Annotated in this window: 12 protein-coding genes and 2 tRNA genes; 8 read left to right on the top strand and 6 right to left on the bottom strand. The window is 62.2% G+C overall.

What is annotated here, in order from left to right; genetic code table 11:
* Positions 1 to 9: 9 nt before the first annotated feature.
* Both Q355_RS0114355 and Q355_RS0114350 read left to right on the top strand, forming a co-directional pair.
* Complete coding sequence (locus tag Q355_RS0114355; protein ID WP_027878412.1) at positions 10 to 1,671, top strand: acyl-CoA carboxylase subunit beta; 1,662 nt, start codon at positions 10 to 12, stop codon at positions 1,669 to 1,671.
* A gap of 101 nt (positions 1,672 to 1,772) precedes the next feature.
* Positions 1,773 to 2,984, top strand: a complete 1,212-nt coding sequence (locus Q355_RS0114350; protein ID WP_027878411.1) for a S8 family peptidase — start codon at positions 1,773 to 1,775, stop codon at positions 2,982 to 2,984.
* A 289-nt stretch (positions 2,985 to 3,273) separates the two neighbouring features.
* Here Q355_RS0114350 and Q355_RS0114345 read toward each other — a convergent pair whose 3' ends face one another.
* From Q355_RS0114345 to Q355_RS0114325, 5 genes are all read right to left on the bottom strand, one after another.
* Positions 3,274 to 4,458, bottom strand: coding sequence for a vWA domain-containing protein (locus Q355_RS0114345; RefSeq protein WP_027878410.1), 1,185 nt, complete (start codon positions 4,456 to 4,458; stop codon positions 3,274 to 3,276).
* Positions 4,455 to 5,348, bottom strand: coding sequence for an AAA family ATPase (locus Q355_RS0114340; protein ID WP_027878409.1), 894 nt, complete (start codon positions 5,346 to 5,348; stop codon positions 4,455 to 4,457). The genes Q355_RS0114345 and Q355_RS0114340 overlap by 4 nt, the downstream gene beginning before the upstream one ends.
* 64 nt (positions 5,349 to 5,412) lie before the next feature.
* On the bottom strand, positions 5,413 to 6,249 hold the full coding sequence (locus Q355_RS0114335; protein ID WP_027878408.1) for an FAD binding domain-containing protein: 837 nt from the start codon (positions 6,247 to 6,249) through the stop codon (positions 5,413 to 5,415).
* Between the two features lie 104 nt (positions 6,250 to 6,353).
* Positions 6,354 to 8,720, bottom strand: a complete 2,367-nt coding sequence (locus Q355_RS0114330; RefSeq protein ID WP_027878407.1) for a xanthine dehydrogenase family protein molybdopterin-binding subunit — start codon at positions 8,718 to 8,720, stop codon at positions 6,354 to 6,356.
* A 63-nt stretch (positions 8,721 to 8,783) separates the two neighbouring features.
* Positions 8,784 to 9,284: a (2Fe-2S)-binding protein gene (locus Q355_RS0114325; RefSeq protein ID WP_024050194.1), complete on the bottom strand. Its 501-nt coding sequence runs from the start codon at positions 9,282 to 9,284 to the stop codon at positions 8,784 to 8,786.
* Between the two features lie 469 nt (positions 9,285 to 9,753).
* Here Q355_RS0114325 and Q355_RS0114320 point away from each other — a divergent pair, with 469 nt between their 5' ends.
* From Q355_RS0114320 to Q355_RS0114295, 6 genes are all read left to right on the top strand, one after another.
* On the top strand, positions 9,754 to 10,842 hold the full coding sequence (locus Q355_RS0114320) for an XdhC family protein (protein ID WP_027878406.1): 1,089 nt from the start codon (positions 9,754 to 9,756) through the stop codon (positions 10,840 to 10,842).
* Between the two features lie 103 nt (positions 10,843 to 10,945).
* A tRNA-Met gene (locus Q355_RS0114315) sits at positions 10,946 to 11,022 on the top strand.
* 1 nt (position 11,023) lies between these two features.
* Positions 11,024 to 11,100: transfer RNA gene (locus Q355_RS0114310), tRNA-Met, on the top strand.
* A 287-nt stretch (positions 11,101 to 11,387) separates the two neighbouring features.
* Positions 11,388 to 12,209, top strand: coding sequence for a purine-nucleoside phosphorylase (locus Q355_RS0114305; RefSeq protein WP_027878405.1), 822 nt, complete (start codon positions 11,388 to 11,390; stop codon positions 12,207 to 12,209).
* Between the two features lie 36 nt (positions 12,210 to 12,245).
* Entirely contained in the window at positions 12,246 to 12,890 is a 645-nt protein-coding gene (locus tag Q355_RS0114300) for a YggS family pyridoxal phosphate-dependent enzyme (RefSeq protein ID WP_027878404.1), read from the top strand.
* A gap of 80 nt (positions 12,891 to 12,970) precedes the next feature.
* A complete protein-coding gene (locus Q355_RS0114295; protein WP_051529456.1) occupies positions 12,971 to 13,453 on the top strand; it encodes a DivIVA domain-containing protein in 483 nt (160 codons plus the stop codon).
* On the opposite strand, the gene Q355_RS0114290 is transcribed toward Q355_RS0114295, so the two are convergent.
* Positions 13,450 to 13,980 (bottom strand): YdcF family protein, encoded by a 531-nt coding sequence (locus Q355_RS0114290; protein WP_027878402.1) that lies wholly within the window; start codon positions 13,978 to 13,980, stop codon positions 13,450 to 13,452. The two genes, Q355_RS0114295 and Q355_RS0114290, sit on opposite strands and share 4 nt — an antisense overlap.
* Positions 13,981 to 13,987 lie beyond the last annotated feature (7 nt).

The following is a 13,987-nucleotide window of genomic DNA, read 5'->3' as shown; positions in this document are numbered from 1 at the left end:
ACTTCTGTCATGATGCAAAGCCACATCAGCCCCAAGGAGCGCGAATCGTCTACCTTCAAGCAAAACAAGGATGCCTGGGTACGGCTCCTGGCCGATTTTCGCACCTCGCTGGAACAGGTGCGCCAGGGTGGGGGCCCCAAGGCCATAGAGCGCCAGCACGCCAGGGGTCGCCTGACGGCTCGAGAGCGGATGGCCCGCCTGATTGATCCTGGCAGCGAGCTCGAGGAAATCCTGGGCTATGCGGGCTGGCAGATGTACGCCGAATGGGGGGGTGCCCCGGGGGGTGGGGTGGTGACCGCCATTGGCAAAATCGCTGGTCGGGACTGGATGATTATCGCCAACGACGCCACCGTCAAGGCGGGGGCCTTTTTTCCCATCACCGCCAAAAAGGTCATTAGGGCCCAGACCATTGCCCTCGAGAACCACCTGCCCACGGTCTACCTGGTGGACTCGGCAGGGGTCTTCCTGCCCCTGCAAGACGAGGTATTCCCCGACCAGGACGACTTTGGCCGCATTTTCTACCTGAACGCCCGCATGAACGCCCTGGGCATCCCGCAGATCTCGGCCATCATGGGCAACTGCGTGGCCGGGGGGGCCTACCTGCCCCTGATGACCGATGTGCTGATTATGACCGAGGGTTCGGGGCTTTACCTGGCTGGGCCGGCCCTGGTCAAGGCGGCCATCGGGCAGGAGGTGGGTTCGGACGAACTGGGCGGGGCACGGATGCACGCCGAGGTCTCGGGCACGGTGGACTTTTACGAGAAGGACGATGAAGCAGCCATTGCCCGCATCCGCGCTCTGGCCTCGCTCTACGCCCAGCCAACCCTGGCCCCCTGGGCAGCAGAGCGCAAAAGCGAGGTGGAGCCCTTTCACCCCCCGGAAGACCTGTATGGGCTGGTATCGCCCGATGGTTCCAGACCCTACGACGTAAAAGAGGTGATTGCCCGGCTGGTGGACGGCTCCGAGTTCCACGAGTACAAGGCCGAGTACGGCCAGACCCTGGTGTGCGGCTACGCCCGGCTGGGGGGCTTCCCGCTGGGGATTGTGGCCAACCAGCGGCTCATCATCAAAAAATCCGGCAAGATCGAGGTAGGGGGGGTGATTTATGCCGAGGCCGCCGACAAGGCCGCCCGGTTCATCCTCGAGGTCAACCAGCGCTTCATTCCCCTGTTGTTCCTGATGGACGTGACCGGCTTTATGGTGGGTAAGGAGTCTGAGCAACAGGGCATTATTCGACGGGGGGCTAAGCTGGTGAACGCGGTCTCCAACTCGGTGGTGCCCAAGATTACCCTCATCACCGGGGGTTCGTTTGGTGCGGGCAACTACGCCATGGCCGGCAAGGCCTACGCCCCCCGCTTTATCTATGCCTGGCCTTCGGCCAAGTATGCCGTGATGAGTGGCAACGCCGCGGCCAAGACCCTGATGGAGATCGAGCTGGCCAAGCTCGAGCGCGAGGGGCGCAAGCCCACCGAGGAAGACCTGGTCGAACTCTACGAGCGCATCAAGGCCCGCTACGAAGAGACCCTCGACCCGCGCTACGCCGCCGCCCGGCTCTGGGTGGACGAAGTGATCTTTCCCCACGAGACCCGCGAGCGCCTGATCCGGAGCCTCGAGGTCTGCGCGCTCAACCCCGTGCGGGAGCCGATGCGCCTGGGTGTTTTTCAGGTGTAGTTGAGGGTTGTTTTGCTAAAGCACCACATTTGCGCCAGGAAGTGTATACTTTCTGCGGGTATCAGACCCAAAGTTAATCCAGCTCCTGGAGGTTCTTGGCGATGTATCTTCGTTTTGCTTGGCTCGTTTTACTGCTGGCGCTGGCGGCCTGTGGCAACCGCGCAACCACCGATAACCTGGCTCCGGTGTTGGGCCTCGACAACCCCAATGCCATCCAGGGTCAGTACATTGTGGTCTACAAGGATGACGCCAACGTGCTGGCTTCTTTGCAGAGCCTGAAAGCAGGTTTGGGTAGAGGTGTTACCCTGCAGCGTGAACTCGAGGGCCTCGGACTTGCTCCCGATGCCAGGGTGCAGCAGGTCTACACCGCTGCTTTGCAGGGGCTTGCGGCCAGACTTTCCCCAGAGAACTTGGCGGCCTTGCGCCAGGATCCCAGGGTGGCCTACATTGAGGCCGACCAGATTATGTCTATTGATGCGACCCAGACGGGTGCGACCTGGGGCCTGGATCGCATTGACCAGCGGGCCCTGCCCCTGAGCGGCACCTTTACCTACAGCAACACCGGCAGCGGCGTACATGCCTACATCATCGACACCGGAATCCGCGTGAGCCACAGCGAGTTTGGGGGCCGCGCAGCGGTGGCTTTTGACGCAATTGGCGATGGCCAGAACGGCAACGACTGCAACGGCCACGGAACCCATGTGGCCGGGACGGTGGGGGGTTCGGTGTATGGCGTAGCCAAGAACGTGCGCCTGTACGCCGTGCGGGTCTTGGATTGCAGCGGCTCGGGTACCAACTCGGGCGTGATTGCCGGGGTGGACTGGGTACGGCAGAACGCCCAAAAGCCGGCGGTGGCCAACATGAGCCTGGGTGGAGGGGCCTCGAGCGCCCTCGATACCGCGGTCAATAACGCCATCAACGCCGGGATTACCTTTGCCCTGGCCGCAGGTAACAGCAACCGCGACGCCTGCCAGTTCTCGCCAGCCCGCGTCACTGCAGGCATTACCGTGGGGGCCACCACCTCCACCGACGCCAGGGCCTCCTATTCCAACTACGGTAGCTGCCTCGACCTCTTCGCCCCCGGCTCTTCCATCACCTCGGCCTGGATTAGCAGCGACACCTCGACCAACACCATCAGCGGAACCTCGATGGCCACCCCCCATGTGGCCGGGGTAGCGGCTTTGTACCTGCAAAGCAACCCCAGTGCCAGCCCCGCCACCGTGCGCAACGCCATTGTGGGCAACGCCACTTCGGGTGTGGTGAGCAACGCCGGGCGGCGTTCGCCCAACCTGCTGCTGTACAGCAATTACTGATTGTTGCTACCAATCCCTAGACCCGCGCCCGCCTTTCTTGGCGGGCGTTTTGGCTATGCTTGGGGCAGGGTCGTTTGGAAACTGCACTTTGTGTCCTACACAGCACAGTTGCCTCCAGGGTGGGAGGCTACGTCTGTGAAGGGTGCGATAAGGTTGGCTGAGCTTGTCGAAGCCAACGCCCCAACGGCAATACGGGCCTCCATCCCAGGGTGTTCCCTTCGACAGGCTCAGGGAAGACCCGCTATCGCTCAGGCTCTGCATTATGAGAACAAGCTGGCGAGATTTCATATCAGTGGGCACTGCCGGGGCGTCGCTCGAGCCCCTGCAAGACCTCCACCAGCATCTCCAGGCTGTTCAGGTTGTGTACCGGCAGAAAGTCGTCGATGTAGGGCAGGGCCGCCACCAGGCCGCGGGTGAGGGGCTGGTAGCCGGGGGTGCCCAAAAGCGGGTTGAGCCAGATCAGGCGGTGGCAGGACTTCTGCAGGCGCTCCATCTCGAAGGCCAGCAGCTCGGGGTCGCCCTGGTCCCAGCCGTCGGAGATGACCAGCACGATGGCCCCCCGGCCCAGCACCCGCTTGGCCCAGCTCTGGTTGAAGCTGTGCAGGCAGGCCCCGATGCGGGTGCCGCCCGACCAGTCCTTGACCTGCTGCCCCACCTCACTCAAAGCAGCGTCCACGCTGCGTTTTTTGAGGGTGCGGGTGATGCGGGTCAGGCGCGTGCCAAAGGTAAAGCTCTCGACCTGGCGCACCCCCTGGCGGGTTTGCTCGAGGGAAAAAGCGTGTAGAAAGTGCAGCAGCATCCGCGCGTAGCGCTCCATAGAGCCCGAAACGTCGGCCAGGGCCACGATGGGGCGGGGTTTGTGTTTGCGGGAACGCTGTTCGAGCACCACCAGCTCGCCCTGGTGTTTGAGGGCGCGACGAAAACTCTTGCGTAGATCGAGTTGCTCTTTGCCGCGGGCTTTCAGACGGCGGGTACGCCGCTCGGGGGGGTTCCATACGAAGCCATACAGCAGCCTGCGGGCGGCCTCGAGCTCGGCTTCACTCATCTGGTCGAAGCGCTTTTGCTTGAGCACCTCGGTCTCGGAGAAGGTAAGGGCGCGATCCACCACGGGCTGGGGTTGGTTGGAGCTTCGCTCCGAGGAGCGCGGCTCGCGCCCCACCTCGCCGGGCCGGGCCTTTTGCTCTTTTTTGGGAGGTAGCGGGGCCTGATTGAGCAGCTCTGCTGGAAAACGTTCCAGGCCAAGGTGTTGCCAGAACTTGCGAAACGCTTCGGCAAACTTAGCCCGGTCTTCCTGCCGGGTCAGGAGGGTGCTCTGGGCCGCATAGAAAAAAGCCTCCGGGTCAAAGATGGAAATCTCCCCTAAGGCCCTGGCAAAGGTAGCGGTCTGCCCTGGCGTAACCACCATGCCCTCGCTTCGCAGGCTACGTACGAAGGCCACCACATGGCTCAGTAACTGTGGGGTGGACAGGGTCATATAGACATCTGGGCCCTAGCCAGCAGGTCGCGGGCCTGGTTTTTGGCTTTAACCACGTCGTCCTGGTACTTGAGCAGCACCCCCAGAGTTTCCTCGATGACCTCGGGGGAAAGCTCGGTCTGGCCCAGGGCTAAAAGCGAGGAGGCCCAGTCCAGGGTCTCGGCCACGCCGGGGGCTTTGTAGAGGTCCTGCTTACGCAGCTCCTGCACAAAGGCTACCGCCTGCTGGGCCAGTTTTTCCGGTACGCCCGGCACTTTTTCCTGCACGATGCGGTACTCCTTCTCGAAGCTGGGGTAGTCGATCCAGTAGTACATGCAGCGGCGCTTCAGGGCGTCGTGTATCTCGCGGGTGCGGTTGGAGGTAATCACCACCACCGGCGGCCTTTCGGCCTTGAGGGTGCCCACCTCGGGAACGGTAATCTGCCAGTCGGAAAGGAACTCGAGCAAAAACGCCTCGAACTCCTCATCGGCCCGGTCGAGTTCGTCAATCAAGAGTACCGGGGCCTTGCCGTTCTGGCTTTCCAGGGCCTGCAAAAGCGGGCGCTTGAGCAGGAACTCCTGGCTGAACACCTCGTGGCGCACTTTTTCCTGGTCGCGCTCGCCGCTGGCCTCCAGCAGCCGAATTTGCAGGAGCTGGCGGGCGTAGTCCCACTCGTACACCGCATTGCTAATGTCCAACCCTTCGTAGCATTGCAGGCGAATCAGACGGGTAGAGAGCATCTCTGCCAGCACCTTCACGATCTCGGTCTTGCCCACCCCTGGCTCGCCCTCCAGGAGCAAAGGGCGGCCCAGCTTCAGGGCCAGAAACACCGCTACCGAGAGTCCCTTATCGGCGATGTAGCGATGGGCCTCGAGGGCTTTTTGGGTCTCCTCGACGGATTTAGGCATCATGTTCATATCATGGCACGAAGATAAGGGGCTGAATGGCCTCAGCCCCTCACATTTATCAGGGCTTCTATAGCCCGGCGGCTTGCATTAAAGCCCGCTTGGCCATCACGTCCACCAGGTGGGCGCGGTACTCTTTGGAGGCTACCAGGTCGTGGTTGAGGTTGTCGGGCGGGAGCAGCCCCTGGCAGGCGGCGGCGATGTTTTGGGCGGTAAGGGGCTGGCCCGAGAGGGCCTGCTCGAGCTTGGTAAGCCGCATGGCGTGCTCGCCCGCCCCGGTAACCGCCGCCCGCACGGTATTTCCGTCCAGCACCACCGCCACCCCCACCACCGCGTAGCGGCTGGCTGGGTGGGGGAACTTGGCGTAGGCCATGCGGGCGCCGGGCCGGATGGGAATGTGTACCTCGCTCAGGATTTCGCCTTCCTGCAGGGCCGTGCTGAACATGCCGGTGAAAAACTGCTCAGCTTCCACCACCCGGCTGCCGGAGGGCCCCTGGACTTTAATCTGGGCCCCCAAGGCCAGCATAGAAGCCGGCAGATCGGCGGCGGGGTCGGCATGGGCCAGCGAACCCCCGATGGTGCCCCGGGCCCGCACCATGGGGTCGCCAATCAGGTGTACGGCCTGGGGAATGATGGGGCAGTGCTGTTTGAGCAGATCGGAGGTTTCCAGCTCGTGGTAGGTGGTCATGGCTCCGATGACCAGGGTCTCGCCTTCGCGCCGGATCCCGCGCAGCTCCGGCACCCTGGAGATGTCGATCAGGGCCGGGGGCGAAGCCAGACGCAGCTTCATGGTGGGAATCAGGCTGTGGCCGCCTGCCAGCAGCTTGGCATCGGGGTGCTGCTGGAGCAGGCGGATGGCCTCCGCAAGGCTACTAGCTTTTTTATAGGCGAACTCAGATGTGTACATCTAAACCCTCCATTTGGCGCAGGGGAGCGGGGTGAGGCGGAGTTGTGGGCTCCCCTGCTTTTATCGCGGCGCTATATCTCTTGACCACACGGCGCAGGCCCGGCCTAATCGGCGGCCTGGGCCAGCCTGTTGCCGTGAATGGCCCGCCAGACCTTTTCGGGGGTGTAGGGCATGTCGAGGTGCACAATACCAAAGGGCCGCAGGGCATCCATGACGGCGTTGGCCACCGCGGCGGTGGAGGCGATGGTGCCGGCCTCGCCGATGCCTTTGATGCCCAGGGGGTTGTGCGGGCAGGGGGTCACGGTGTGGTCGTGCTCGATCTGCACCAGATCGTCGGCGCGGGGGAGGGTGTACTCCAAAAAGTTCCCCGAGAGAATCTGGCCCTCTTTATCGTAGACGGCCTCTTCCAGCAGGGCCTGCCCCAAGCCCTGGGCAATGCCCCCGTGCACCTGGCCCTCGGCAATCAGGGGGTTGACCACCGGGCCGCAGTCGTCCACCGAGAGGTAGCGCAGCAGCTTGACCTTGCCGGTGTCGGGGTCTACCTCCACCACCGCGATGTGGGTGCCGAAGGGGTAGACGAAGTTTTTGGGGTCATAGAAGTGGGTGGCCTCGAGGCCGGGCTCGAGGTCGGCGGGGTAGTTGTGGGCCAGGTGGGCCATCAGGGCGATCTCGAAGAAGGTCTTGGCCTTGTCGGGCACCCCCTTGACCATAAACTTGCCGTCTTCGTGCACGATGTCGTCGGGGCTGGCCTCGAGCAGATGGGCGGCAATCTTTTTGGCCTTGTCGATAATCTTGCGGGTCGCCAGCACGATGGCCGAGAGGCCCGTGGGGGCCGAGCGCGAGCCATACGACCCCCAGCCGTAGGGCATCCGCCCGGTGTCGCCGTGTATCAGCACCACGTCCTCGACGGGGATTTGCAGCTCGTCGGCCACCACCTGGGCAAAGGCCGTCTCGTGGCCCTGACCGTGGCTGTGCGTACCGGTAAAGACCTCCACCTTGCCGGTGGGCATCACCCGCACCAAAGCGCTCTCCCACTGCCCGGCCTGGGCCCCCAGGCTGCCCACCAGGGCCGAGGGGGCCAGCCCGCAGGCCTCGATATAGGTCACCACCCCGATTCCCATGTGGCGGCCTTGCTGGCGCCAGGCTTCTTGCTGCTCGCGTAGCGCTTTGTAGTTGACCAGCTCGAGGGCCTTGTTCAGGTTGGCCTCGTAGTTGCCGGAGTCGTACTGCAAAGCCACCGGGGTCTGGTAGGGGAAGGCCTCGGGGGGAATCAGGTTCTTGCGGCGGAACTCCACCGGATCCATGCCCAGCTCGTGGGCCATCACGTCCACCAGGCGCTCGAGCAGATAGGTGGCCTCGGGCCGCCCGGCGCCCCGGTAGGCATCCACGGGGGTGGTGTGGGTAAAGGGCGCGGTTACGTGGCAGTAGATGTGGGGTGTGGTATAGGTGCCGGCCAGCAAACAGCCGTACAGGTAGGTGGGCACCGCCGGGGCAAAAGTGGTCAGGTAGGCCCCCATGTTGGCGATGGTGTCCACCCGCACCGCGGTAATCTTGCCGTTCTGATCCACTGCCATCTCGGCCACGGTCTCGTGGTCGCGTCCGTGGGAGTCGGTGACAAAGCTCTCCGAGCGGCGGGCCGTCCACTTGACCGGTCGGCCCAGCTTTTTGGCCGCGTAGAGCACGATAATCTCCTCGGGGTACTGGTAGATCTTGCTGCCGAAGCCCCCGCCCACATCCGGGGCGATCACCCGCAGCTTGTGCTCGGGGATGCCCATGATGAAAGCGGCAATCAGGAGGCGGTGAATGTGGGGGTTCTGGCTGGTGGTCCAGAGGGTGTACTCGTCGCTGGCCTTGAGGTACTGGGCCAGCGAGGCTCGAGGCTCCATGGCGTTGGGCACCAGCCGGTTGTTGCGCAGGTTGAGTTTGACGGTTTTGTAGGCGCTGGCAAAAGCCGCATCTACCGCAGCTTTATCGCCAATGCTCCAGGTGAAGCAGACGTTGTCGGGCACGTCGTCGTGTACAGCGGGGGCACCGGGTTTGAGCGCGTCGCTCCCCAGCGCAACCGCGGGCAGGGGCTCGTAGTCCACTTCCACGAGTTGTGCGGCATCCTCGGCAATCTGCCGGGTTTCGGCGATGACCGCGGCCACAATGTCGCCCACGTGTCGGGCCTTGTCGAAGGTAATGGCGTAGTGGGGCGGGGTTTTGATGCCGGGATGCAGCCAGCCGGTGGGAATCCCGTTGATGCCGGCATCCTTCATCTCCTGGCCGGTAATTACCGCCAGCACCCCAGGATGCGAACGGGCCTTGGAGGTATCGATGCCCTTGATGCGGGCGTGGGCATACGGCGAACGAACCATGGCCGCGTGCACCATGCCGGGCAGGGTCATGTCGTCGGTATAGTTACCGGAGCCGGTAATGAAGCGGGGGTCTTCGACCCGCTTCATCGCCTTGCCAAAGAGTTTTTCGGCCATTGTTTCCTCCCTAATCTGTAAATCCGGGGTATGAGACAGGTTGCTTGAATCCTGCTCCCGGGATTAGTCGTCCGCAGCGGCTCCAACCTTGCCCGCCATCTTGTCGGCAGCGTACTGCACGGCCCGCACGATGTTGTGGTAGCCGGTGCAGCGGCACAGGTTGCCCTCTAAGGCATGGCGGATTTCCTCTTCGCTGGGCTGGGGGTTCTTGTTGAGCAGGTCAACCGCCGCCATGATCATGCCGGGGGTGCAGAAGCCACACTGTAGCCCGTGCATCTCCCAAAAACCTTCCTGCACCGGGTGTAACTTGCCGACGCTTCCGATGCCTTCGATGGTGGTTACACTGGCGCCATCGGCCTGCACCGCGAACATGGTGCACGACTTCACGGCCTGTCCGTCTACGTGCACCGTGCAAGCCCCGCACTGGCTGGTATCACAGCCTACGTGGGTTCCGGTAAGCCCCAAGGTTTCGCGCAGGTAGTGAACCAATAAAAGCCTCGGCTCCACCTCGCTGTGGTGCTCGAGCCCGTTGACCACTACCTTGATGTGTACTTTTTCTGCCATGCTTCCTCCTCGACGATATGGTGGGTTGGTTCAGACCATTGATAGCCAAATTGTGTCAAAGGCTTGGCGGTCCCTCATCTCCTCCTCGAAAGCCGGGCAAGCTGCTGCTAGGTAAAAGGCTTGTGTTGTGGAACTGCGTTGGAACTGGATCCTGCATGACGGGCCTGGTTCGTAAATCCACGGTGGTTGCTTTAGCGAGGCTGTCTGCAACGCACACTGCTGGGTATATAGAAAATCTAGTCACGACAGCACCTCGAGGCCATAGCTACCAGAAACACTCTCAGGCTAGCCAAACAAAGCGAGTGGGCACACCTGCAACTGAAATCTTTAGCCGCTACTATATAACTTCGAAGATGAGAGTAACAAGAAGCCCCGGGTTTTGCCAATAGCACGAAATTGGGCAAATGTGTTCTGCTAACAGAGTCCTGGGGGGCTTCTGGGTGTAGGTTGGGGCGAGGGGAACAGTTTTATGGCAAACGAGATACCCATGCTGTTGGCTGCCCTCGAGGCCGCCTGGGCCGAGGGAAAAGAGACTGCCCTGGCGACGGTGGTGCGGGTGATTGGCTCGGCTTATCGCCGCGAAGGGGCCAAGATGCTGGTGCGCGAGGACGGCGGCTCGGCCTGCATGATTTCCGGGGGTTGCCTCGAGCAGGAGATGATCGAAATTGCCATGCAGATTCTGGCCCGGGGCCGGGCCGAGCGTACCATCTTCGATTACAACGAAGAAAAGACCTGGTGGCCTGGTTGTGGTGGTACGGTCGAGGTCTGGGTTGAGCCGGTGGAGCCCCAGGGGATGCTGCACCGCTGGCTGCAGGAGACCACCGAGTCGGAGCCCTCGGTGCTGGCTACGGTGATGGGGGGTGGCGAGGGACGGGTCTGGCTCAAGCCCAACGGGGCGCTCGAGGGCCAAATTACCCCCCCCGAACTGCACGACCAGGTGATTCGAATTGCCCAGCAGATGCAGGGGGGCTCCTCCCGCCCCACCACCCGCTATGTGCAGGAGGCCGAGGTATTTTTTGACGTCAGCAGCCCCATTCCCGAGCTGGTTTTGTTCGGGGCAGGCCACGACGCCAAGCCCATGGCCAACCAGGCCCTGGTGCTGGGGTTTAGGGTGACGGTGGTGGACGCCCGCCCCGAGCTTTTGCAGGGTTTTGCAGGCTGCCAGACCATTCAAGCTGCCCACGACGAATACGACCAGAAAATCAGTTTGACGCCCCGCCAGCACGTCATCGTGATGAACCACCACCTCGACATTGACCGCCAGGCCCTGCGCTTCGCCCTGGAGTCGCCGGCCCGGTATGTGGGTATGCTGGGTCCGCGCAACCGTCTGGAAAAAATTATGGATGCCCTGAAAGACGAAGGCTTCGTGCCCAGCCAGGAGCAACTGGCCCGTCTGCGGAATCCCATCGGGCTGGACATCGGCGCCGAAAGTCCGGAGGAGATTGCGGTGGCGGCCCTGGCCGAGATTGTGGCCCTACAAAGAGGTTTCCAGGGTGGCTTTTTGCACGACAAGAAGGCCGGGATTCACGAGGCGACCACGGCGCGGGTTTTGACCTGAGCGCGGCTTTGCCGTGGCGAGGCCAAAGGCTTGCGCGCCTTGACGAGGCGCGGTTTCCCGCCTAAGATTGAGTTTGCGGCTTTGGGGGCGACCCCCCTACCGACGCAGGGTGGAGCAGTCTGGTAGCTCGTCGGGCTCATAACCCGAAGGTCACAGGTTCAAATCCTGTCCCTGCAACCATGGCTATGTAGCTCAGCTGGTTAGAGCACACGACTCATAATCGTGGTGTCGGCGGTTCAAGTCCGCCCATAGCCACCATTCCAGGAGGCAAAAAACCGGGGTCGTCTGAACCCCGGTTTTAGCTTTGACCCTCCTGACCTAAATAAAGTTTTCACCCCCAAATCTTGCTGGATTGTTCTGTTGACGCAGCGCCTCTGCGATGGCAGGAGTTCCCTGAGCCCGTCGAAGTGAGCGGAAGGATTGCATATTAGCCCTTGGCTTCAGCAGGTCTTCGGGGCCGAGCGTCCGTTGTGGCAGAGGGTTGGGATAGAGGAGTGCTGGCCTGCACTACACCCTGAGCTGTGTTTTGCGGTAGATTTGGGCGTATGAGTTCTACCTACGACCAGATTCAAGAGACTGTAAACCACATTCGCACCCAAACCGACTTTGTGCCCGAGGTGGGCATCGTGTTGGGTTCGGGCCTGGGGCCCCTGGGTGACGAGATCGAGACGGTGGCGAGCTTTCCTTACAGCACGCTGCCTAATTTCCCCCACTCCACGGCACCCGGGCACGAGGGGAAGCTCATTTTGGGGCGGCTCGAGGGCAAAAACGTACTGGCCTACAAGGGCCGGGTGCACTGCTACGAGGGCTACACCCCAGCCCAGGCGGCATTTCCGCAGCGGGTGGGGTTCTTTCTGGGGGCCAGGACATTTTTGATTACCTCGGCTGCTGGGGGGCTCAACCCGGGCTGGAATGCCGGCGAGCTCATGTTGCACAGCGACTACATCAACTACGCCGCTCTTTCGCCCCTTACCGGCCCCAACGACGAGCGCCTGGGGCCGCGCTTTCCCGTGACCTTCGACGCCTACGACCTAGAGCTGCGGGCGCTGGCCCATAAAGTAGCCAGAGCCCAGGACTTCCACCTGCGCGAAGGGGTTTATGCCTGGTGGCCTGGGCCGCAGTTTGCCAGCCGGGCCGAACTGCGGCTGCTGCGTACCCTTGGCGCCGATGCAATTGGGATGTCCACCGTGCCCGAGGTAATCGCTCTGCGACATCTGGGGGCCAAGGTGCTGGGTCTTTCCACCATTACCGATATGGCGGTGCCCGAACGGGAGCACCACGCCACCGAGCAGGAAGTGCTGGCTACCGCGGCCAGGAGCGGGGCCTTGTTCCGCAGGTTTGTGCGTGGAATTCTAGCCGCCATGTGAGGGCTTCCTCTGGGCGAATTTTGCGGGTGACCAGGCATGAGTCTTCCTGACGTTCTCGCACGCATCGAGCAGGCCTGCGCCAGGGCGGGGCGCGACCCCCATGGCGTGCGGCTGGTAGCGGTCACCAAGGAACACCCGGTGGAAGAAATTCATGAGCGGGTGCTGCGTTATGGCCGTTTTCCCCTGGGCGAGTCGCGCATTCAGGAGGCCTTGCCTAAGATGCAAGAACTCGAGGCTGAGTGGCACTTTATCGGGCCTTTACAGCGCAACAAAGCCAAGTTTGCGGTGCGATTCGACCTGATTCACTCCATCGATTCGGTACGCTTGGCCGAGGCTGTGGCCCGCAAAGCGCAAGAAAATAACAAGATACAGCGGGTGCTGCTCGAGCTCAACCTGGGCCGCGAACCCCAGAAGCACGGCTTTTTGGAGGAAGAGCTGCCCGAGGCCATGGCCCGGATACAAGCCCTGGAGGGACTGCGGGTCGAGGGCTTGATGACAGTTGCGCCCTATACCGAAGACCCTGAGGCGGTGCGACCCCTATTTACCCGACTCTCGAGGCTGGCCGACCAGTACCAGTTGCCCGAGCGCAGCATGGGGATGTCGGGGGATTTCGAGGTGGCGGTAGAGGAGGGGGCCACCCTGGTGCGGGTGGGGCGGGCTATTTTTGAGCCTGAGACGTGAATGTGCCTTATTTGAATTGTGCTGGGGTGTTCTCGATATCCGAGCAAAAGCTGTAGTAGTCTAAGGCCGTGGACGAGCGCATGACCGGTGAGTTTCGTATCGAGCGTAGTGAACGTAGCGACCTAACCCCACTGGACATCCGCTACCAGGAGTTTCGCCAGGGCTTGCGGGGCTACGCGGTGGCCGAGGTACGGGAGTATCTGGGTCGGGTGGCCGATATGCAGACCGCCCTGATTGAAGAAAATGAACGCCTACGTAGTCACATTCGTGAACTCGAGGCCGAGCTAGCCAAATCCAAAGAGGGCGAGGCCGAGCTAAAGCGGGCGGTGGTGGCCGCCGAGCGCATCGCCCGCGAGATTAAGGCCCAGGCCGAGCGCGAGGCCGAACTCATCAAGCGCGAGACCGAGACCGAGCGCCAGGCTGCGCTGCAGGAACTCATCGAGCAGATGAAGCGAATCAAGAGCGACATCGAACAGGTGCGCAACGAGCGCGACCTGTTTGTGGGCCAGTTTCGCGCCCTACTGGAGGGCTATCTGTCTTCGTTGGATCGCTTCAAACGCTAACGCACCCCCAGCCGGGCCAGAACAGCCAGCCAGCTTTCGCGCTGCCAGTACGATTCCTTAAAGTTTCCCCGTACCGCAAAACCGCTGGCCCGGATGCCCAGTTGTTCGGCCAGGATGAGGGCTCTGGGCAGGTGCGGCTCGTCGGTCACGATAATGACACTGGACTTGCCGATGATGGGCACAATGTTGGTCAGGTTTTCCACGGTGCGACGGCTTTGCTGCTCACAGTAGAGGGCTGAACGGGGCACCTTTCTGGCCTGGAGATACTGGCAACCTACTTCGCCTTCGCTGTAGCGGTCGCCGGGACGGCGGCCCCCGGTCACGGCAATGCGCGGCGCGTACCCCTGGCGGTACAGACGCAAAGCGGCCTCGAGCCTATTGCGGAAAATGTCCGAAGGCTCACCGTTGTATTGCGCTGCTCCTAAAACCACAATCCAGTCGGCTTTTTGTAACGAACTGGAGACCGCTTTGGGGCTAAAAAAGACCAGTCCTAAAGCCAGAAGCACCAACACCCACCACCAGCGCATAGCTGAA

It is taken from the genome of Meiothermus cerbereus DSM 11376 (assembly GCF_000620065.1).
GTDB lineage: Bacteria > Deinococcota > Deinococci > Deinococcales > Thermaceae > Meiothermus > Meiothermus cerbereus.
This window is presented reverse-complemented; position numbering and strand designations above follow the sequence as displayed.